The organism is Butyrivibrio sp. WCE2006 (genome assembly GCF_000701985.1).
Classification (GTDB): Bacteria; Bacillota; Clostridia; order Lachnospirales; family Lachnospiraceae; genus Butyrivibrio.
This window is the reverse complement of the sequence record NZ_JNKH01000006.1, coordinates 141,733-164,677: the sequence shown is the minus strand read 5'-3', so window position 1 is coordinate 164,677 and position 22,945 is coordinate 141,733. Positions and strand designations below refer to the sequence as shown.

The window sequence follows — 22,945 nt, the reverse complement described above, 5'->3', positions numbered from 1 at the left end:
AACATCTATGTTGATTCTTTTTTATTAATAGAGCGTACGTAATCTAATCATAATCCTCCCCGACATTAATCTGGAGGAAAAAACCATGAAAAACAATTTATTAGCTTCAATCGCAGAAAACACTCTTCTTGTAGCGATTTTTCTCATGCTTATCGTTGCCATGTTTATAGCAGCAAGAATTGCAGAGAACTATGTATCTAAAAAAACCGGTGACTCTTCAGGCACAATGAGTACCAGAAAACTTGTCATCATCGGCATCTTTTCAGCAATTTCAGCAGTGCTCATGCTCTTTGAAATTCCGATGCCTTTTGCACCAAGCTTCTACAAGCTGGATATCTCAGATCTTCCGGCAGTGATCGCAGGTTTTGCTTTTGGCCCCATGACCGGTGTTATGATTGAATTTATAAAAATCCTTCTCAATCTTGTACTTAACGGAACACAGACAGCATTTATCGGTGAGTTGGCAAATTTTGTTGTTGGATGCAGCTATGTACTTCCCGCTTCAATCATTTATATTTTCAAAAAGAACCGCCAGACAGCATTTATTTCATGCCTGGTAGCAACTATGATCATCACAATAGTAGGAAGCTCTCTCAACGCATTCTATCTTCTTCCTGCTTTTGCCAAGCTTTATGGAATGCCACTTGATGCACTTATTGGAATGGGAACAGCCATTAATCCGGCTATAAACAATCTGTTTACATTTGTGCTTTTCGCTGTTGCTCCCATTAACCTTATTAAAGGTGGCGTACTTAGTGCAATTACAGCTCTGGTTTATAAAAAGCTCAGTCCAGTGCTCAAGAATTCAGAACTGGCATCTCACAGAAAAATTCAGACAGGAACAGAAGCTTAAACCTGCAATTTATATATTATTTATTGTTTTTTAATAGCATGAAAATGGCGTCTTTATTGACTTTTATACTAGCGAACCCTAAGATTAATTTGTATTTACGTTCACTAAAAAACAGTCAATGAGGCGCCTTCTTTATGAAAAGGTTGATTACAAAAAAACTTGTTCCGGGCATGGTTTTATCTGATAACATATATGCCCATGATAATAATCAATTGATCTTACCAAAAGAATATGTTCTGGATAATCAAGCCATCACAAAGTTGACCTTTTATTCTATACAAAGTGTGCTTGTTGAAGATTCTTCAGAAGATTTGATTGATTCTTTTGATAATAGCAAATCCTATGCAGCCAGTCTCAGACAGACTGCTGAATTCATTGAGTTCAAAAAGGACTTTGAGGATTGCGCATCCAAATTCAAATCCGGTATAGAAGACTTAATAAACGATAAAGAGAAGTTTGATATTGATTCCATCATTTCTCCAATTTATGCATTACTGCACAAAGGGAGCAGCTCCTCAAATCTTTTCGACATGATTCATAATCTCCGCTGTTACGATGATGCAACTTATGTACATTGTATAAGCGTAGCCATGATATGTAACATTTTAGGTCAATGGCTTAAAATGAGCGAAGAGGACATTTTGATCCTGACAGAGGCAGGTCTTCTTCATGATATAGGAAAACTTCTAATTCCAAATGAAATAATAACCAAACCATCAGTTTTATCTTCTGATGAGTACTCTGTGGTTCAGACCCACCCCTCTCAGGGGTATATGATCCTTACCGATCTGAATCTGAGTGACCATGTGAAAAATTCCGCGCTTATGCATCATGAACGGTGCGATGGCACAGGATATCCTGCTCATCTTCGCGGGCCTCAGATAGATTATTTCGCAAAATGTGTGGCCATCGCAGATGTTTACGATGCCATGACCTCTGCCCGTGTATACAGGGATTCACTTTGTCCCTTTATAGCAATTGAAATGTTTGAAAATGAAGGGCTTCAGAAGTATGACACAAATGCTATAATGACATTTCTTCAGAATATCGTTAATACATACTTATTAAACCGCGTGAAATTAAGCGATGGCCGTGAAGGAGAAATCATATTTATAAATCGCGCTCATCTCAGCAGGCCTACAATAAAAATCAATGATGAATATCTTGATCTTACGCAGCATCCTGATCTATACATAGAAAAAATACTGTAACTGTAGCTTATAGGCATATTCCTTTTATTATGGATCTTCCCTAAAACCTATTTATAAGTTAGCATGAAAAAGACTTACTAGTGCTGCTGTCATTAAATACCTCGACTTTTTACGAAGTATAAATTGTTCTTCTGCAAGGCGGAGGAATGAGTCGTACCGGGCGGTACGGCGATTGACGACAACGCAGCAGAAGACAATTTAGACAAGTAATAAAGTCGATTTATTTGATGACAGTAGCACTAGTGCTCTGCTCAAACAAACTCCACCAAGTCCGAAAATATTATACTTATCGGAGTTACATAGTTCTCTCGAAGCTTGTGAAAAACTCAATGGTTTTTCTACTAAAATAAGAATTTTGCTTGCAAAATTCTCGCGCCGAGCGCGGTTGCTTCAAGCAACATATTCCTATCGCGCGAGTGCGCATCCTCACGGAGTGTTTTTATCTTATAGGAAATCCGGAGGAATTTCCTGTAAGATAAAAAAAGAATCACTGTAAGCTACAGCGATTCTTTTTGTTTATATTCATGTTTGTATTTATGTTATGCAAACTTTAATTTGAATTTCTGAAGTTCTCTGTCAGAATCTATCTTTTGAATCTGAGCTCCAAGTTCTCTGAGTTTTACATCAAAGTCCTCATAACCTCTCTCGATATATTTGATATCTTCCACAGTAGTAAATCCCTCAGCTGTAAGTCCTGCTATTACAAGGGCTGCTCCGGCACGTAAATCCGGTGCTGCTACTTCTGCACCTGTATATTGATCAACGCCTTCAATAATTGCAGTACTTCCCTCAACTTTGATGCTGGCTCCCATTCTGGTAAGCTCATCAACGTATTTAAAGCGATTCTCAAAGAGCGATTCTGTTACAAGACTTATACCACTTGCAAGTCCGAGTACAACAGTAATCTGCGGCTGCATATCCGTAGGATATCCCGGATATGGAAGTGTCTTTACATGGACATTCTTCATTCTCTTAGTTGCTACGACTCTGACTGCATCATCAGATTCGAGAACCTGACATCCCATCTCAGTGAGCTTGGCACTTATTGATTCCAAATGCTTGGGTATTACATTTTTGATAGTGACATCACCCTTAGTAGCAGCTGCAGCCATCATAAATGTTCCTGCCTCTATCTGATCAGGAATTATCGTGTACTCTGTCCCGTGCAGCCTCTCAACACCTCTAATACGTATTATGTCAGTACCGGCACCTTTAATGTCAGCACCCATACTATTTAAGAAGTTGGCAAGGTCAACCACATGTGGTTCCTTGGCAGCATTCTCAATTATTGTTTTCCCTTCTGCCATAGAAGCTGCCATCATAATATTGATCGTAGCACCTACACTGGCTATATCGAGATAAATATGGTTAGCTACTAATCTGTCTGCTTGGGCACTTATAATTCCATGTTCTATTGAAACATTCGCGCCAAGAGCAGTAAATCCCTTTATATGCTGGTCGATAGGTCTGAGACCGATATTACATCCACCTGGAAGTACGACCTGCGCATTCTTGTATTTTCCAAGAAAAGCACCAAGCATATAATATGATGCTCTTATCTTTTTAATAAACTCATTCTCTATTTTGTATGAGCTAACCTGTGATGCATTGATTGTAACTGAATGACGGCCTGTTCTGTCGATCAGTACCCCTATGCTCTCCATTGCCTGAAGCATTACATTTGTATCAGCCTCATCAGGCATATTGTCTATATATACAGTCTCATCGGTCATAGAAGCCGCAGCAAGAATAGCCAGTGCAGCATTCTTAGCTCCACCGATTTCAACTTCACCTACAAGTGGTGTCCCACCTTTAATAACATATTTTTCCATAATTTCCTATATTCACACCTTCGTGAATCTTTTAGTTGATAAACTTTCTCCCCAATTTTATAAACGCTTTATGTTATACCACAAATTAAAACATTTGTAAAATGAACCCATTAATTAAGATAATTAAGCGGATTAACCTGAGAGCCATTTATCAGTATTTCAAAATGTATATGCGCGCCGGTACTTACGCCGGTGTTACCGCTAAGTGCTATCTTCTGTCCCTGAGAAACGGACTGTCCGGGCTTAACCAATATTTTGGATAAGTGTCCATATCTGGTCTCTCTTCCATCAGAATGACTGATGTAGACAACATAACCATAGCCACGTCCCCATCCGGCTCTTGTTACAACACCGGCATTAGATGCCATGACAGCAGTACCTACAGGAGTTGCCCAGTCAATTCCTTTGTGGAAAGAACTTGCACCCTTTGTAGGAGCATTCCTTCGTCCAAATCCGGAAGACAGTCTTCCTCCAGATATAGGTTTAATATATGTGGGAGGAACGATGGTTCCCCTTTCTACAATCTTGGGAACTGCTTCATAGGTCACCTCTTCCTTTTGAATATCACGACCTACTTCGCTATTATTAACATACGAAACCATAGCCACAACTTTTCGGTGACCGTCTGAGGGTTCCTGAACAACTTCAGACCTTGTTGTATACCAGGAATCATTATCCCTGTAAATAACGTCAGCCTCATAGTCTTCTTCGTAATACTGCTGCTTTGTATATACAACAGCCAGTTCCGGTTCAGGAACTGTAACTATGATCTCATCTCCTATTCTTATGGTTGAGTTCTCATCTTCTATAGTTTCATTTATCGCTATAAGCTGATTCATCGGTATTCCGAAATCTTCAGCTATAGTTCCTAATGTATCGCCTGCCTTTATTTCGTATATCTGATTAGTCTCCTGATCCTTGGTGACTTCATCTATGGCAGTCTGAATATCAGTAATTTCTGAAGATGGCAAATAGCTTTCGACCACTTCCACCTTATCACCAAAATCTATTGACATAAGTCCCAACTGATAATCATCAAAGCTTTTTTCGACAATCAATGGCTTGATCTCTCTGAAAATATCAGATATTGCCTGATTAATTCCAGCCTCAGGAAGCTTAATCTCCTCTTCCTGCTTCTTGGCCTCTTCGACTGATACAACCTGTGATGTAAGCACATTTACCTCACGGGTAGGGTCCGTTACAAGTTCAACCTTGTATTCACCCTCTGTATCGTATTTTCCAAGGGCCTCCCCTAAAAGAGTAAAAACATCATCTTTACTAGAAAGATTGACTGAGTATTTATTGATTTTAACAGTATATGAGCGTTCCAGTGTTGTCGAAATATTATTTTTGAGCACCTCAAGCATTCTGGCTCTGACTGCTTTTTTAGAGTCAATCTGTCCAAACAGTACATCATCGCCCTCAAGCTCAAGATTAGCATCCACAAGTATGAGTTCTTCACTCTCAGCAGCAAGCTGCCTTCTGGCATCCCTCAGGCATTTCTCTGCAGCTTGTTTAGACGATAGTGTTCCGACTTCCACTCCGTTTAATGAAACTTTAAAAATATTATCACCCGAACTTTGTATCGGCGAATAAATCGGCAATATCATGACCACCCAGACAATTGCCGCCATAATAGTAGCCTGAAAAATGCCCACTCGATTTTTTTTGAGCTTATAAAACTTCATTCTTTAAACCAACCCTATAATTCGTAGAACTACAAGAGCCAAGTTGGCAATAGTAGCGATCAGAATGATCACTGTCAAAGGCATAATACCTCTGTTCTTTGCTCTATTAGCCCTCTGCATGGAATCAAGCTGTCTCACAAGCATAGTGAATTCACCTCTGATTGATTCCATCTGTTTCTTTAAATCCTCTTTAATCTCATCAAGCTGCTTCTTTTGTTCATCTATTACAGCAGCCTGGACGTTCCTGTAAATTCTTACTCCGACATCATGAGTAGCTTCGTCACTTTTATTAAGTCTGTCGCTCAGATTATTCTTAAGTTCTCTGATAGCATTATCAAGTTCCTGTACATTGACATCTGCCTCATCTCTGTCCTTCTTTAGATCCTTAAGAGCTATTTCAATATTATTCAGTCTGTCCTCAAGCTTATGTGCATTTTGACGAAGAACATTTATCTCTTCTTCATATTGCCTGTTCTGATTCTCAATCTGCTCTCTATGAGCCGCCTCAGCAGCAGCATTAGCATTTATTATCTCTTGCGCACTGATTTTCCCAGCAAGTTTATCCATTATATTATCCATAGCCCCTCCCGTCAACAAATGCATTCTGTCCATTTTATTTAATTAAAACTTTATAGCCAAATACTAGATTACATTATTTATGCATTTCGCACAATAATACGATGAAATAATTCCTTGTTTTGTTTATATTAACGTCTAGTTTAAATTTTATTAATAATTTGTTCATATTTGATTGTTATAATTAAACAGAACCAAGGAAAATGAGGTTCATGAGCGAAGCTTATTAGTAGCTCCGAAAGATAGATAAATTTTTTCATAATAGCCCGGGTGCCGAAAGGTGCCTGGGCACTCCTCATTATTGAGGAATTATTACTTTCAATATAGATTTCTATCTGAACGCATATAGGAAAATGCGTTCAAAAATCCGTTATTTCACAGATTCCTGAACGTATTCCATTTATATATCTATAAATGATATCAATCATTCTGAAGCGTTATTGACTGTATCTCTTCATTCAGTGATAGCATTCTGTCGTCAAGCTCCGCCACCATCCTGGCACATTCAAATAACTGCGCTTTTATATTTGCAGGTGCCTTGGTCTCGAATTTATATTGAATCTTATGTTCCAGACTTGCCCAGAAATCCATGGCAACAGTACGAATCTGGACCTCAACCTTAACCTCTGCCTTATGATCAGACAAATATACAGGAACTGCAACAATCATGTGATAGCTGCGGTAGCCACTGGTTTTGGGATTCATTATGTAATCCTTTATAGTCAGTACCTTAATGTCCTGCTGGTTGCTTATCATGTCCGCAATACGATAAATATCTGAAGTAAAAGAGCATATGATTCTGATACCGGCTATATCATTGATATATTTCATCATGTTTTCCAGTGTTGATTCATAGCCATGCCTTTTAAGCTTTTTAACAATACTTTCAGGAGTCTTAATTCTGGACTTTATATGTTCTATCGGATTATATCTGTGAACTTCTTGAAATTCATCATTTAGTATCTCAATTTTTGTATTTATTTGTTTAAGAGCTGAATTATATAGAAGGCTGACTTCTTCCCAGCTTTTTATATCTCCATCTGAAAATCTGGACTCCATAGTATTCCCCCTGTATGGTCCATCACCAAATACATCTATTATTATTTACCCAAAAGTACCCATCATTTATCCCAATAGCTCTTGTTCATTGAACATGCTCTTACAAGCGCCTTGGGAAGCTTTTTATAACGCCTTCCCATTCTGTATCCAATAAATCTGAACCCACACATTACAATATAATGAGGCACCAGATACAGCTTCCCGATATGTTGAAAATGTCTAATGGTATCCCTCACCATACGCTTGCCCTCAGATTCAGACTTGATTCCAGAAAAGATTTCAGGATGATCAGTCTGAGACACACCAAGGTCAAAATTCCGATGAAACTGCTGCATACAGGAATAATTATGGGAATGTATTACTCCAGCATCAGGTACATAGCATATCGCATATCCCTGATACATTGCGTTTCCTGCATATACCATGTCTTCATTGAAAATCGCCTTGTGAAGGAACCCTCCTACCTTATCAAAAACATCTCTTCTATACATTGCACAAACATTGGAACAGAAGAAAGTTTTTATCCCAAGGTTTGGTAAATCTTTGATTGTCTTGCGAATGTATTCTGTAGGGTAATTGAATTTTCTTGAATAGCGTTCAGCCAGATTGCAATCGCTTTTAGGATACTGTCTACCATAAGCTGCTGCTACCTGCGGATCTTCCAGCTCTTTTATAAGATTGGAGATCAAATGATAATCCCTTGGCACAGCATCCTGAGTAATCATAAGAAAGCAATCAGCTGTTGACAAACTTACTCCAAGATTTCTAGTCTCACCATGATCAAATTCCTTCTTGGAAATATGACGGACAATTATATTGTCATATTTGCCGATTGTATCCATGGCGTCTTTTCTTTCTACCAGATGATGCTTCTCTGTATTAATTATTATAATCTTCTCAGGTCTGTATGCCTGCTTCTCCAGCTCATCGATAAGCATGGAAAGCTCCGGTCCCGGTTTATATGTTGGTATTATTACATCTACTGTCTGCATTATACTCCTTTAAATCATAAACAAATTCCAATGGATTGTTATGAGTATGCTTGTTTCAGTACATATTCAGCTTGCGCAAGTGCGCAAATATCTCATAGCTCAAATAAAGCCCCGGCTGAAATGCCGGGGCTAGTCTTCAAAACTTCTATCTGTCAAGATACTCATCCGTATCAGCAGCGATCTTCTGGCTGTATTCCTCAACACTTGAAGATACCTGATATTCAGCATCATCAAAGAGGAATTCATGAAGCCACTTAACATTAGAAGCAAGATTTACTGGAATTACACAACTTCCCTTTTTACCAATTGTACCGGTTGCTCTCATATCCGCTACCGGGAATCCATCATTTGCAACTACATTATAATTGGTAACATTTCCTAATAATTTTACAATATCATCAAGTCCAAGTGAAGTATATGTCTCACCAAAAACCTTATTTGCGACATTTTCAAGTTCAGAAATGTTTACTGTTTTAGCCTTTTCCAAAATAGCCATGAGAACTGTTCTCTGTCTCTCAGCTCTCTTGAAATCATCACCGGCCGTGTACCTTATACGGCAATATGCAGTAGCCTGAAGGCCGTCAAGTGTCTGCATTCCTGTCTGAGTAACCGGTGTGTATTTTTTATTGAGTTCTTCTGCCATAGTCGACTGGTAGTTGTTAAGATGAGTTATCTCATTCTCTTCAATGTTAATATCAACTCCACCAAGCTCGTCTATAACATCTGTAAGGCCACCAAATCCAATTGTAACGAAATCAGTTATATCCATATCCAGATTCATATTCAGCATTGAGATAGCCTGCTCAGGGCCACCAGCCATATATGCTGCATTACACTTGGTATATGTATCATTACTAAGATTAAGATATGTATCACGGTATACTGAAACCAGTCTGATATCACCTGTAGCATTGTTGATTGAAGCAATCATGATGGTATCACTTCTGGTATTCTTATCAAGATCGCCCTCACGAGAATCTACACCAAAGAGTGCCAGATTCGTATAGCCTGTCATCTGCTCATTCTCTTCGACTCCGGTATTCACACTCTCGGCAATTACCTTCTCATCAAGATTGACCTTACCTACCTTATCAACTTTAATCCTGCCAAACAAAGTCCAAACTATAAAAAGAAGTATAAGCAGAACAACAATTTCAACACCAAAAATCACAAGTGCTCTCTTTGTGTTCTTCTTTCTGCCTCTTCTGCCTGAGCTTCCACTCCTGCGATTAGACATATCAAAAATCTCCTTTAACTTATGTTTTCCACTGCCCTATTTTGCCACAAAAACAATAATTATACAAGCAAAAGTAATCAGTAAGCATTCTTATTTATAAAGCCATGGAAAATCGTTCCTATAAGAATCCTGATATCAAATTCCATTGACCAGTTCTCTATATAGTAAATATCATATTCTATACGTTTTCTTATAGAAGTATCTCCTCTGTAACCATTAATCTGAGCCCATCCTGTCAGTCCGGGTCTTACCTGATGCTTGACCATGTACCTTGGAATCTCCTGCTTGAACTTTTCAACAAACTGAGGTCTCTCCGGTCTTGGCCCGACAAGTGACATGTCTCCGATCAGAATGTTAAACAACTGAGGAAGTTCGTCTATACTATGAGATCTTAAAAATCTTCCAATTCCGGTTACTCTGGGATCATCCTTTGTAGTCCAACCCTTTTTCTCGCTTTTCTCAGACTGAAGCTTCATGGTTCTGAATTTGTACATCATGAAGCTCTGGCCGTGAAGTCCAACTCTCTCCTGCTTAAATATAATAGGCCCAGGACTTGAAGCCTTAACTGCTATGGCAGATGCGAGCATTATTGGTGAAAAGAGAATTATTGCCACTATAGAGCCAACTATATCAACGATTCTCTTCACAAATACATTAAATGCATTTGTCAATGGCACATATCTGATGTTAATAACCGGAAGTCCCATAATATCTTCCGTGTAAGGATTACTCGGGAAAAGGCTGGTATAGTCCGGTATGAATTTTGTATGAACACCTGATTTCTCACACTCATCCACAAGCACTTCAAGTCTGTCATATCTGTCCAGGGGAAGAGTTATCGTAATCTCATCATATTCATTCTCTTCGAGAAGTTCAGGAAGCTTACCTATTTTTGAGATTACTTTTACCCCATGATAAGTTGTTCCGATTGGAACCGTATCATCAAGAATTCCGCTTACTACATATCCCCATTGAGGATTATTGTTGATTCGACTGATATACCCTTCAGCGCTTCTTGAATATCCCACAAGGAGAATATGCTTTAAATTATATCCTTTTCTCCTGATATATCTTAGAAACCTCCGGAGCAAAACTCTTGAGAGGCTCATCAGTATGACATTTATCACCCCGAACATGATTATCATCTTACGGGAGAAATCGACCTGTTTAACCATGTACAGCGCTACGAAGAATCCTATAACGCCAATAACATTGGCTCTTAGAATGTTATATAGCTCAATCCTGGTCCTTGTGGCACGTCTTGGCGTATAGAGATTGACCATATTGTAAAGAACCATATATGCAGGCACCAAAAAATAGAGGGCAGTAAAATATGTCCCCATTGATAGGTAGCCTCCCTCCGGCTCTGAAAAAGGTGATTCAAATTTCAGATAAAATGCCAGCATATAGGAACAGGCCACAATTATGCCGTCCCCAACGACGTGCAGCATGTTCAGGTTTTTCTGATTATCTTTAATCATATCTATTTCATTCTATAACATTTTATTTTATCCAACAAGCCTGCGAACGCAGTTAACAAGCAGTTCCAATTCAAGCTTAGCATAATTTTTAAAATGCGTATTACTATATGCTACTTTCTTGTTACTATTATGGATAATTTTGTTTATCCCGCTCATTAATCCTTTGAAATAAGCTCTTCCAAGCTTTTTCTTTGAAAAATACAACTGCTTAATTATAATTCCTGTGACTATGAGCGGTAAATTTATAATTATCTGTAAAAAAGGCATATTCTTGTATATAAAATAAAGATTGTTGGCAGCCGTAAGTTCTTCCTTAAATACGTTATATCTTGAGCCGCTGGTCCCGCTACCTGCATGATAAACTATAGCAGATGGTTCAAAAACGTTCTTATATCCAAATATCCTTGCCCTGTAGCCTATATCAACATCTTCAAGATAGCAGAAATGGGCTTCATCAAAATAACCTATTTCTTCAAAGACAGATTTTCTATAGATAGCCGCCCCTGCGCATGCTGAGGTGATTGTTTTCTTTTTATTGTAACGGTCTTTATGTTTATCCCTTGCAGGTGAAAAGGCCCATCCCAGTGCACAGTAATAATCCCCTGCATCATCTATATAGTCCGGATTGTTCAATTGTAGCATTTTAGCCTGAACAGAGAAAATCTTCTTATCGTGATCCGCTGTTTTTATAAGCTTCTCCGTCATTGCCTCATCAGAAACAGTATCATTATTAAGAAGAAGGACATACTCTGTTTTAGCAAGTTTCATACCTACATTCACCGCATTGGCAAACCCGGTATTCTCAGAAAGCTCGTGAATAATTACTTCAGGGTATGCTTTAGCATGTTTTGCCATTGCATTTTTTAGTATTTCCAATCCGTTATCTGTCGAACCATTATCTACCACTATAACCTTAGACGTAACAGTCTGCTTCTTAAGGCTTCTCAGACAGGCATCAAGATATTTTGCACCGTTATAGTTAGGAATAATGATCGTAACTCTTTCGCCAGTATACACTAGAATCTCCTCTATAAGCGTCGGATTCCTGTCAGATTATAGTTTCAAATCCGGGATCCCACAATACTTTGTAGCCAAGTTGTTTTGTAGCCTGTCCGAAACGGACGCACTTATTCAGTATTTCACTTTCTGTTCCCAGAATCTCAGGACGAATACTATTATCTTTTGTTGTGTCCACATAAGATATACCAAAAATCTCTTTATACAGGTTTTTCAGCTCAGGGCGAATTTTCATACATCTTACGTCAACCGCATCAGTATCCTGTTCCAAAACAGCCAGATGTTGCCTTCCGCCGCTAAATCCCTTCGGAAGACCATCAAATCGGATCTTTCCATCTGCTCTGTAATTACCACCAAGAAGAGTGCCGTTCTTATCTACAATCTTACCACCTACTACGCCGACATCTTTTCTTGCATCAAAAATGTCTTCCTTATACTCAACCCTGTAAAAGCCCACATGTTTAAGATGAGATACTGTAGCCCTTATATTATTTGAATCAAGGAAGTCCTGAACAGCTCTTTTTCCGGCATCATAGGCATACATCTTGCTCTGCGGGTTGGCAGAGGTTGAATTCTCATGCGTTCTCCAGTGATATAACACTTTTGAGATATGTACTATCTGCTTCTCATAATCAGACGTCCACATGATTCTTCCAATAGCCCTCAGGAAAAGATCATAGTCCTGAGCCCCGTCATATTCATTCCGGAATCTGCAGGTATGTATTACATCAGACCTGATTGTCGTAAAGTGACAGATATAATTATTGGACAAAAACAGGTCCGGATTAAATTTCTTTTTTCTGTGATATTCGAAAAACTTCTTTCCTTCAGCATCACACTTATCCTCATCAGAATAAATAAGCCTTGGATAGTTTTTTATGGCAGCTATGGCAACTTCACACAGGGCATCAGGAGTAAGCAGATCATCATGATCAAGCAGAGCCATATAGTCTCCCCTTGCGACATCCAGCGCTGCATTACTGTTTCCTGAAATTCCTGCATTTGCTTTCAGCTTTATATGTCTTATTCTGCCGTCATTTGTTGAATAGCCCTCTATAGTTTCAGTGAGAGGATAATATGGTCTTCCCCTAGAAACCACCGGTGCCTCAGCAAGAATAAGTTCCCACTTACCGTATGTTTGATTCTGTACTGACTCTATCATTTCACGCAGAAATCTTCTGTCAGTATTAAAGCAGGGCACAAGTATGCTTATAAGAGGAAGCATCTTTGATTTTCCTGCATTATTAAGAAGCGCTCTGTACCATTTTCTTTGTTTTTCCAATTCCTCTTCGGAAACTGGCACAAAATCATAGCTTTCAGTGCGCTGATCGCGGAGCCTCTCCATTGCAGCAACAACGGTATTCCCCACTCCGTTTCTTCTTGCATATGCAATTGTCTTTTTTATATTATTGATCATATTAAAATAAGAGGGCTGCCAGGCAAACTGACAGCCCTATAAATAGTATTTTTAGTGTTATTCTATAAGAGCCTTAACAGCAGCTGTTAATTCTTCCTGCTTCTTCTCAGCATCCTCAAGACTTGTTCCCTTAACACCCATGTAGAATTTAATCTTGGGCTCGGTTCCTGAAGGACGTGCGCAGCACCATGAATCATCATCCAGTGCAAAGTACAATACATTAGACTCCGGAAGTCCGGTTGTTCCTTTTTCACCGGTCTGAGGATTAACTGTCTCACCTGTCTTGTAATCACGGAACTCAAGAACAGTCCAATCACCAAATTTCTTAGGCGGATTGCTTCTAAGTTTATCCATAAGTGCAGCTATCTCTTTTGCACCTTCAATGCCCTTCATAGTGATTGAATACTGACCTTCCTTGTAATAGCCATAATCTTCATACATGTCGATCATAGCATCCCAAAGAGTCATATCATGCTTCTTGCAATATGCAGCTACCTCGCAGAGCATCATAACTGCAACAATAGCATCCTTGTCACGGGCATGTGTTCCGGCAAGGCAACCATAGCTTTCCTCAAGTCCAAATACATAATTGTATGACTGATTGTTTTCCTCAAAAAGTCTGATCTGCTCGCCTATATATTTGAAGCCTGTAAGAACTTCGATATAGTGTAAGCCGTACTTATCAGCTACTCTCTTAGCCATGTTAGTTGTAACTATTGTAGTAACAAATGCAGGTCTCTCAGGCATTGTACCTGTAGCCTGTCTCTCACGAAGAATATACTCTCCAATAAGCATACCGGACATATTACCTGTGAATGCTACATACTCGCCTGTCTTTGTATCCTTAGCATAAACACCAAGACGGTCTGCATCAGGATCTGTTGCAAGAACGATGTCTGCATCCTTCTCTTTTGCAAGTTCAAGAGCAAGCTTAAATGCCTTAGGATCCTCAGGATTAGGATAATCCAGTGTAGTAAACTCAGGATCCGGAAGCTCCTGCTCAGGAACAATAAATACATTCTTAAATCCAAGCTCAGCAAGTACTCTCTTTACTGGTACAAGACCTGTTCCATGGAAAGGTGTATATACTACTGTGAGCTTCTCAGCCATTTCCTTGATAACATCAAGATGAATGATCTGCTTTTTAAGCTCTACCATATATGCATCATCAATTTCCTTGCCTATAACTTCATAAAGGCCTTCCTTCATTGCGTCCTCTTTGGACATGGTCTTTACGTCATTATAGTCAGTTATTGCCTTAACTTCTCCGATTATTCCAGTATCGTGAGGAGGTGTAACCTGTGCGCCATCCTCCCAATAAGCTTTATATCCGTTGTATTCTGGCGGATTGTGGCTTGCAGTTATCATTACACCTGCAATACATCCAAGCTTTCTTAAAGCAAATGAAAGCTCAGGAGTAGGTCTAAGTTCATCAAAAACATAAGCCTTTATACCATTAGCTGCAAGACATCTTGCTGTCTCATCGGCGAACTCAGGTGAAAATCTACGGCAATCATATGAAATAGCCACACCTCTCTTAGCGCCATCAGCACCACCGTTTTTCTTGATATAGTTTGCAAGTCCCTGTGTAGCCTTACGTACTACATACTTGTTCATTCTGTTAGTACCTGCTCCGATAACCCCACGCAGACCACCTGTACCAAACTCAAGCTCCTGATAAAATCTATCCTGAACTTCATCCTCATTGTTACGGATAGCTGTCAGCTCTTTCTTTGTCTCCTCATCGAAGTAAGGATCATTCAGCCAATATTCAAGCTGTTTCATTGCTTCACTCATCATCTTCCTCCTTATAAGTGAGGTTAAACCTCAATATACTTAGTAAATCATTACTGAAAGCAAAAATCAAGATAATACTTCCCAACAATCATAGGAACGAAAAAGTCACTTCGTGGCTCTTTTCGTGCTCATGAATTTCTCAGACTGCTATAGCCTTCGACGTTTAGCGAAAAATCGCTTCTGTCAAGTGAGAAGTTCGGATTATAGTACGGATCTCCCTTATCGAGAACTTTTTTCCATTTAGTGCGGAAATGCTCTGATTCCTTATCATATCTTTTGGCATTTTCGCCCTCAAGATCAAGGCCTCTTGAAGCGGACTCATAATGATACATCTCTGCAAAGGGTGTAAATATGTTGAGATACCCTTTTTCCCGCAATTTGAGGCAAAAATCAACATCATTTAATGAAACCTGAAATCCTTCGTCAAATCCTCCGACTTCATCGTACTTTTGTCTTGATACCATGAGGCATGCACCTGTGACAGCCGATACATTCTGAGCGTAGCAGAGTCTTCCCATATATCCAAGGTTCATTCCCTCCTGCCCATAATGTGAATGTCCTGCCGTTCTGTGAGCTCCAAGTCTTAAAACAATTCCTGCATGCTGAATTTTTCTGTTGGGGAAATATAATTTTCCTCCAACTGCACCAACATCACTACGCTGGGCATACATCAAAAGCTCTTCCATCCAGTTCACGGTTATTACCTGAGTATCATTATTCAGCAATAGAACGTAGTCTCCTGAAGAATTCTTTACTCCATAATTAACTACCGCAGAATAATTGAACGCCGGTCTTGATCCATCCGGATTTAAATTATTCTTATCCTCATAGTAATCCACAATCTTTAGCACAGAGCTCATCGCGCTGTTTCTAAGTTCATCATAATAAGCTTTTATTTCTTTTGAGCTGCTGCCATTTTCTACCAGTATGATCTCATAATTATCATAGGTCGATTTTTCATATATTGATGTAAGACACCTTTTAAGATCCTCCATGTGCTCACATGTAGGAATAATTATCGATATTTTAGGCATTCCTTCGACTTCATATGCTATCTTGAATATAGTCTCAAATGCCCTTGTGCTGCTGATCTTAAAATGATCATAGCCGTGTCTTCTTAAATGATCAGCCACTGCGCCTCTTGCCGCATCAATGGCATAGCTCTTGGCACTGATATCTGATGCCACACTTCCGGCATGGGATCTCCAATAATATAAAAGTCTTGGTACATGAACTATCTTTTCCGCGTTGTCTGTCAGCCTGAGAATCATATCATGATCCTGGCTTCCATCAAACTTGGATCTGAAAAGCTCGGTCCCATCCAAAAGTGAACGTTTAAATACACTAAAATGGCAGATATAGTTATTTGCCCTTAAATTATCAGGTGCATAATCAGGTTTAAAATGCATTGTTATCATGTGATCAATGCTCTTGCCTGAAAAAGTGGCCTCATCACAGTAAAGATAATCTGCATTTTCTTCGTTGATAGCCTTAACGTAATAATATAAAACCTCAGGATGCAGAATATCATCATGGTCCAAAAGGCCTATATATTCGCCGGATGCAAGCTTCAGGCACTCATTGGTATTTCCGGAAATACCTGTATTTTTCTCAAGTCTGAGATATAAAATTCCGGAGTCTTTCGATATACCTTTTCCGCTCCGCTCATCCTTCTGATATTCCTTTACAATCTGCTCTACATATGCATGCTCGGCATCTGAGCCGTCTGCCAGACACAGCTGCCAGTTTGTATAAGTCTGATTTAAAACAGACTCGATCATATCTCTCAAAAAGTTCTCAGGTGTGTTATACAGAGGAACAAGAATACTGATAAGAGGCATATTATCAAATCTGGTCTCTCTCTCAATCCTTATAGTTTCCTCTGAGGGAAAGCTCTCTGTTCCATAATGAACCTTCGCTTTTCTCTCAATCTGTTTGTACTTAAGCTTTGCTATAACACCTCTGACAGATCCTGCATTCTTGACTCTGTCCTTTTGTCTGATAACAAAATGCATGGCGTTTCTGGCAGGAGTGCTGGCTTTCCAGATAGGATTATTCTTAATTCTGTTTAGTTTAAATTCCAGTTCCTGATTCTTATCTTCAAGATCTGCTATTCTCTGAGCAAGATCAGCACTTTTAAGCTTTTCCTTCTCATATGCTGTTTTAAAATCAAATTCTGTATTGTCAGTCATTATTTCACCTTAAGTAAATTTGGTACCCAATTAATCAATTTCAGGCTTCCGGTCTGATCAAGTGCTGCCATACCGACCTGATAATATCCGGGAGAAAGCTTCCCGGTTGCAATTCGCACTTTGTATCCGGTCAGGTCCACATCTATCTGATCCTGAAGTCTTAGTCTGATATCAGGTCTGTACCATGTATATACCGGCATACTGTAAACTATAGAAGAAACCGGCCTTGCACCCTCATCGGATCGTTCAACCTGTCTTAGTACAAGCCTTCTTTCGAAAAAGGCATTGTCTGAACCGATAACAAAGCTATATCCCTTGATAAAGTAGCCATCGGGGGCCTCTCCATCTCTGATTCCATACATCCAGTTTTCCATAGTTCCGGCATATTCAACACCAACCCTGAGGCAGGCATCCTCTCTTGCATCAACAAATCCATCCTCATGAACCTTGATGCTGTGATAGGGTATATCCGTTACCGGTGTAAAGTCTTCACATGGAATTATTGCGCTTATAGTCTCATCATCAGTAAGATAACCACTGTAGAAGGGATCCTTATTGTAAAAACCGGGATGACGCTTCATAAGCACTTCATACTCACGGGCAAGGCGCTCCATCTTTTTAATATCCAGAGTATCAAGCCCTCGACTTAATGACTCGTGATGATAGAGGCTTATGTGATTGCAGGATACATTATAATATCCCTTTTCAAAAACACTGTAGCACAGATCAACATCATTAAACGCAACCGGCAATTCCTCAGGAAATCCTCCGACCTCGTTAAACTTTTCTCTGCTGATCATAAGGCATGCGCCTGTAGCACCTATCAGATTATGAATTCCTCTGTTAAATCCAAAATAATGTGATTTCTGATCGTGCATTTTCTGGAGCTTATGAACAGGGCCAAGCCTTACATTAGTGATTCCGCAATGCTGAATCAGATCACTGTCAGGATAAAGGAGCTTGGCACCAACAACTCCGACATGACGAAGCTGCGCCTGTGAAAGCATCTCCCGCATCCATCCATCCTGAGTGGCTTCAATATCATCATTCAGGAAAAGCAGGTATTCACCGCCGGACCTTGATGCTCCACGATTACACATATGTGAAAAATTAAAATTCTCAACCTTATAGAGATACGAAATATTGATCAGACCATTGATCTTATCAATCTGGCTTATATAAGATCCATATCTCACACGATTATAAGCAGTACTTCCATTATCAACTATCACTATCTCATATTTAATAATCTTCTCATGAGTAGTATTAACTATCGATTTAAGACACTGAAAAAGAATGTCCGGATGGTCCTTTGTAGGAATTATAATACTCACAGTAGTGGGTTTCATAAGCATATGCCTGGAATTATGAAATCCTCTTCCATAAAATACATCCGTCTCAGAGTTTCTGTGGAAGAGTATCTCTCCAATATGTCCTATAGGAAATGACATATCTTTTCTCTTTCCAAAAGCTCTTTCTTCTATCGCGAGCATGCAGAATAAAACGTCCGCAGAAAGCATACTTGCTTCACGTCCCAAGGCTTCCGGGGTATTTTTCTTAACTCCCGTGGTTCCTCCAAGCATTCGCAGAGCATTGTCATACTCTGCTGCAGCGGCTTCATAGGTATTTGCTCTGCAGGCAAATACACTGCCAATATAAAATGCATTAAGATATGTATCAGGTGACCAGTCAGGTTTAAAGTACGGGTGTCCGTATTTACCCCTGCTCACCATTTCATCCTCATCGCCGTAAACAACGTTGATCTCGGGATGTGCCTCAAAATAACGTCTTATATTTTCAACAGCATGTCCTGCGAGCCTTCCTTTTGGGCTCACGAAAATAAGGATCTTCTCAGCAGTGGCCGTAGGATCAGATTCTCTCCAAACCTTAGTATAGGATACAATCTCCGTAGTCAGCTGAAGTCTCCCCGTAACTTCAGAAGCCTCCCCGTTTTCAATAAATACAGGGTGCTTCTCCTGACGGTGTTCCCAGATGTTATAGGCATTTTTACACTCATTGACCTTATTCTGGTAACCACGTTTTCTGTTGTTAATAAGAACGTTCTTAATGGCTTCTTTTAACATCTGCTAATGCTTTACTTAGGAAGAAGCTTCTTAATCTTCTGAAGAAACTCCCCTTTCTCCTCCGCGCTTTCATCCACACTCACCCTGAGTGAATCCTCAAGGGTAATAGCTGTCTCCTTCGGAATAAGCGTAGTCATCATTGTAACCTTCAAATGATTCTCACGCCTTTTCTCAATTTTATCATCCATAAATCCAAATTCTATATTAGGATCATCTGTTCCAAATACAATACTGTCCTCAGAAATCCATGAACCGTTGGGATGAATTGAAATATAAGTGTCTCCTTCTTCTACCGAAACACCATTCCATACAACCTGCTTAATAGTTACTATGCAGCTGGAAAATGCCGGATCGATTCTGATGTTCTGCACATTATCATTGCACTCCACATCGAGTGTGACGATATTATGGTCATCATAAGACTCCTCAGGGAAAATAGAATCATCCTCGCTATAACCATCACCCTCATCAACATAAATCTGAATATCCTCAGCACTTCTTGCTGTTTCTGCGGAGCCTGCAAGTTCCTTGGGAACAATAGCAGTCCTTCCTATCATCTTCCAGAGTTCAACTGACGATTTCCTTCTTCCGGTGACATATTTCTGGAAATCAGCCTCCTCACTGAGAAGAGCCTTTATATCCTCATCAGTTATACCTATCTTTTCATATAAAGCCTTAACATCAAGCTTCTCACGGCTTCTGTCCTCAAGGATGTAACTGTATAGTGCTCTGAATGCTATTTCCTTTGGCGGAATACATTTTCCATATGTCCATTCATAATCAATTATGGTCCATATAGGTCCATTAACCAGAATATTAGGGAAAATCAGATCATAATCCGTAACCGGATAATCAGATCTGTATCCAATCCTTCTCATGTACTCTCTGAAAAGTGCATTAAATGAATCCATATCATCTGATTCAAGACATGCATCAAACAAAGCTGTAAGAGGAATGCCGTTAACATATGAAAACATTGCACATCTTGACTTCTCATCAAGCTGGCAGTCGTTTACCTCAAGGTCGCCGCCTCTATATCTCTCGCGAAGTGCATAATAAGCATCCTGCATTCCAAAAATGTGCTCTTCTGCAGCTTCTGTAAGGGGATACTTCTTTATTATCTTCCTTCCAAGCTTATCAACAACAATATCTGTCCTTATCTTAAACTCGTCCGCACGATCGTTGGAATATTTGCAGTAAACAGTATCAAATCCTGGCCCTAAAATAACCTCGAAGGAATTAGCAAAATCAGCATACATTCCATCATTTATAAGACATTCATAGGCACGCTTTTCATTAAAAAGAAGTAATCTGTCTCTATCAAAATTCCGTACATTATCCTGCAGTTCTCCGTATCCGGGTAAATATTTATCCGAATGGAGTGAAGTCATAAGCTTGTAATCCGGGTATGGATAATAGAAATGATAATCATTGATACCACACTTCTTAAATATCTTTATAAGCCCATTTCTTGTAAATGTTCTTGCAACAGAATCCTTGGAATAACCTTCAATTCCATTGAAATAACCACCAAGATGATCCTCTGCTGCCCCTGCAAAGTACTTAAGACCTATCCTGTTTTCTATAGCTATAACAATTCGTCCATCTTTTTTAAGATGCTTCTTAAGCATCTTAAGGAAATTCTCGTATGGGTTCTCTGTGCCGATATAGCCCTGTCCATACTCAAAAACACCTATAAGAAAGATAAAATCGAAATCTGTCGGAAGGTCAGGCTCAATATCTCTAAAATTACCAACGTGAATAGTTACATTATCACAATCAGAATTCCTTGTAGCATTTATCTCACTTCTACGTCTTGAAAGATCACACGCAACTACCTCTTTGGCTTTCTCCGAAAGCATACCGGTAATTGCACCGCAACCGGCTCCAACCTCAAGAACCTTTTCCTTACCATTCATCGGAATCCATTCTACAATGTTACTTCTAAGCTCTGATAAATGATACAGTACCGGCCAGCTGGCTTTCTTTTCAATAATCTCCGGATACTCTTCTTTTTTATGTTTTCTTACGATGTCGAAAATTTCCTGTTCTACCGGTCCATCACTATACAGATCAAGTCCGGCATAATGCTTGAAATTCAGTTTTACGTTACCAATAAATACTTCTTCCTGCATGTTTTATTCCTTTTTGGCATCGGTTACCTGTACTGTTGATTCCATATCTACAAAGCCAACCGTGTTTTTATCTGACACAACAGTTAAGTTAAGTGCATCATAGAGACGATGGTAGACCTCAAAATTATCCTGTTCAAAACCTGTAACTCCAAAGGATACGAGATAGTCTCCTCCCTGTAAAAGCATTCTCTGACTAAAGGTAATAACCTTCTCCTCTCCTGCCTTAACAGGCTCCAGGAATGCTTTTTCAACCATGGAATTGGTTCCTGCAATTTCAATTCCCATGATGTTTTTAATAGTAAAAGCAAAAATCGGAGCATTTATATCTTTAAGGAACTTAACCTTCATATGAATGGTAAACTCTGTTCCCTTAATTACCGAATTAGTACGCAGCCCCTTGGAATCTGTGGCATAAAATTCCACAATCTGTGCTGCATTATTTCCATATTCCAAAAGATCAGGATTCTGCTCGGTTTTATCCTTATCTTTGGTGGAATCATCACTATTTTCTTTGATGTCCACATCTTTTTTGCCAAGCTTTTTCCCGGCAGCTTCCCTGATGTCATCATCCTCAAGAAGAGACTTGAAATCATTCTCGGGAAGAGGATATTGTCCAACCAGAACCTGTTTATATATATCTATCATCTTTTTAGGGGTACCTTCACCAAGGATCACTCCCTGATTCAAAAGGATCGCCCTGTCACAATATCTGCTTATGGTTGAAAGATCATGTGAAACAAAAAGAATCGTTTTCCCCTGCTTCTTGAACTCCTCAAATTTATGGTAACACTTTGCCTGAAAGAAAACATCACCAACTGAAAGCGCTTCATCAACAATCAATATTTCAGGATCTATGTTGATGGCTACTGCAAAAGCAAGTCTTACAAACATACCGCTTGAATATGTCTTAACAGGCTGATAAACGTAGTCTCCTATATCGGCAAATTCAAGTATCGAATCCATTCTGGCCTTTATCTCATCTTCGGAAAAACCTATCATCATTCCATTGAGGAATATATTGTCGATGCCGTTATATTCCATATTAAAGCCAGCTCCGAGCTCCAGGAGTGCTGATATATGTCCATCCACCTCAACAGAGCCTGATGTAGGTGATAAAACACCTGTAATGATTTTAAGAATAGTAGATTTACCGGAGCCATTGGTTCCGATAATACCTATTGTCTCTCCCTTTTTCACTTTGAGATTAACATGATTAAGGGCAAGATGCTCTGTATATGAATTTCCTTTAAGCAATCCCAGCGCATCTTTTAATCTGTCACCGTTTTTATTATATAGTTTATACATTTTCGTCAGGTCTGTGACCTGAATCGCTATATCTTTTTCCATTAAACCAAACTTTCCTGATGGATTATA

General features: G+C 39.3%; 16 protein-coding genes. 2 read left to right on the top strand and 14 right to left on the bottom strand.

Annotated elements, in window-relative coordinates:
* Positions 1 to 85: 85 nt before the first annotated feature.
* A complete protein-coding gene (locus T501_RS06365; protein WP_044913879.1) occupies positions 86 to 853 on the top strand; it encodes an ECF transporter S component in 768 nt (255 codons plus the stop codon).
* A 134-nt stretch (positions 854 to 987) separates the two neighbouring features.
* Positions 988 to 2,064, top strand: coding sequence for an HD-GYP domain-containing protein (locus tag T501_RS06360; RefSeq protein ID WP_044913878.1), 1,077 nt, complete (start codon positions 988 to 990; stop codon positions 2,062 to 2,064).
* A gap of 539 nt (positions 2,065 to 2,603) precedes the next feature.
* On the opposite strand, the gene T501_RS06355 is transcribed toward T501_RS06360, so the two are convergent.
* From T501_RS06355 to T501_RS06290, 14 genes are all read right to left on the bottom strand, one after another.
* The gene (locus T501_RS06355; RefSeq protein ID WP_026509458.1) at positions 2,604 to 3,896 is read right to left on the bottom strand and encodes a UDP-N-acetylglucosamine 1-carboxyvinyltransferase; all 1,293 of its coding nucleotides are present in this window, start codon (positions 3,894 to 3,896) and stop codon (positions 2,604 to 2,606) included.
* Positions 3,897 to 4,006: 110 nt separating this feature from the next.
* Positions 4,007 to 5,554, bottom strand: coding sequence for a peptidoglycan DD-metalloendopeptidase family protein (locus T501_RS06350; RefSeq protein ID WP_442856345.1), 1,548 nt, complete (start codon positions 5,552 to 5,554; stop codon positions 4,007 to 4,009).
* Positions 5,555 to 5,587: 33 nt separating this feature from the next.
* On the bottom strand, positions 5,588 to 6,163 hold the full coding sequence (locus T501_RS06345; protein ID WP_044913876.1) for a hypothetical protein: 576 nt from the start codon (positions 6,161 to 6,163) through the stop codon (positions 5,588 to 5,590).
* Positions 6,164 to 6,580: 417 nt separating this feature from the next.
* Entirely contained in the window at positions 6,581 to 7,219 is a 639-nt protein-coding gene (locus T501_RS06340; protein ID WP_026509461.1) for a GTP pyrophosphokinase, read from the bottom strand.
* Positions 7,220 to 7,281: 62 nt separating this feature from the next.
* Entirely contained in the window at positions 7,282 to 8,211 is a 930-nt protein-coding gene (locus T501_RS06335; RefSeq protein ID WP_026509462.1) for a glycosyltransferase family 2 protein, read from the bottom strand.
* Positions 8,212 to 8,356: 145 nt separating this feature from the next.
* Positions 8,357 to 9,448 carry an LCP family protein gene (locus tag T501_RS06330; RefSeq protein WP_044913875.1) on the bottom strand — a complete coding sequence of 364 codons (1,092 nt, stop codon included), beginning with the start codon at positions 9,446 to 9,448 and terminating at the stop codon, positions 8,357 to 8,359.
* Positions 9,449 to 9,525: 77 nt separating this feature from the next.
* Complete coding sequence (locus T501_RS06325; RefSeq protein WP_026509464.1) at positions 9,526 to 10,929, bottom strand: undecaprenyl-phosphate glucose phosphotransferase; 1,404 nt, start codon at positions 10,927 to 10,929, stop codon at positions 9,526 to 9,528.
* A gap of 27 nt (positions 10,930 to 10,956) precedes the next feature.
* On the bottom strand, positions 10,957 to 11,946 hold the full coding sequence (locus T501_RS06320) for a glycosyltransferase family 2 protein (RefSeq protein WP_044913874.1): 990 nt from the start codon (positions 11,944 to 11,946) through the stop codon (positions 10,957 to 10,959).
* Positions 11,947 to 11,977: 31 nt separating this feature from the next.
* Positions 11,978 to 13,363: a glycosyltransferase gene (locus tag T501_RS06315; protein WP_050008168.1), complete on the bottom strand. Its 1,386-nt coding sequence runs from the start codon at positions 13,361 to 13,363 to the stop codon at positions 11,978 to 11,980.
* A 57-nt stretch (positions 13,364 to 13,420) separates the two neighbouring features.
* Positions 13,421 to 15,160: a phospho-sugar mutase gene (locus T501_RS06310; protein ID WP_026509466.1), complete on the bottom strand. Its 1,740-nt coding sequence runs from the start codon at positions 15,158 to 15,160 to the stop codon at positions 13,421 to 13,423.
* A gap of 128 nt (positions 15,161 to 15,288) precedes the next feature.
* Positions 15,289 to 17,352 carry a glycosyltransferase family 2 protein gene (locus T501_RS06305; protein WP_044913873.1) on the bottom strand — a complete coding sequence of 688 codons (2,064 nt, stop codon included), beginning with the start codon at positions 17,350 to 17,352 and terminating at the stop codon, positions 15,289 to 15,291.
* Positions 17,352 to 19,436: a glycosyltransferase family 2 protein gene (locus T501_RS06300; RefSeq protein WP_044913872.1), complete on the bottom strand. Its 2,085-nt coding sequence runs from the start codon at positions 19,434 to 19,436 to the stop codon at positions 17,352 to 17,354. Before T501_RS06300 ends, T501_RS06305 begins: the two co-directional genes overlap by 1 nt.
* An 11-nt stretch (positions 19,437 to 19,447) precedes the next feature.
* Complete coding sequence (locus tag T501_RS20680) at positions 19,448 to 21,571, bottom strand: class I SAM-dependent methyltransferase (RefSeq protein WP_081843059.1); 2,124 nt, start codon at positions 21,569 to 21,571, stop codon at positions 19,448 to 19,450.
* A 3-nt stretch (positions 21,572 to 21,574) separates the two neighbouring features.
* The gene (locus T501_RS06290) at positions 21,575 to 22,918 is read right to left on the bottom strand and encodes an ABC transporter ATP-binding protein (RefSeq protein WP_044913871.1); all 1,344 of its coding nucleotides are present in this window, start codon (positions 22,916 to 22,918) and stop codon (positions 21,575 to 21,577) included.
* Positions 22,919 to 22,945: the final 27 nt, after the last annotated feature.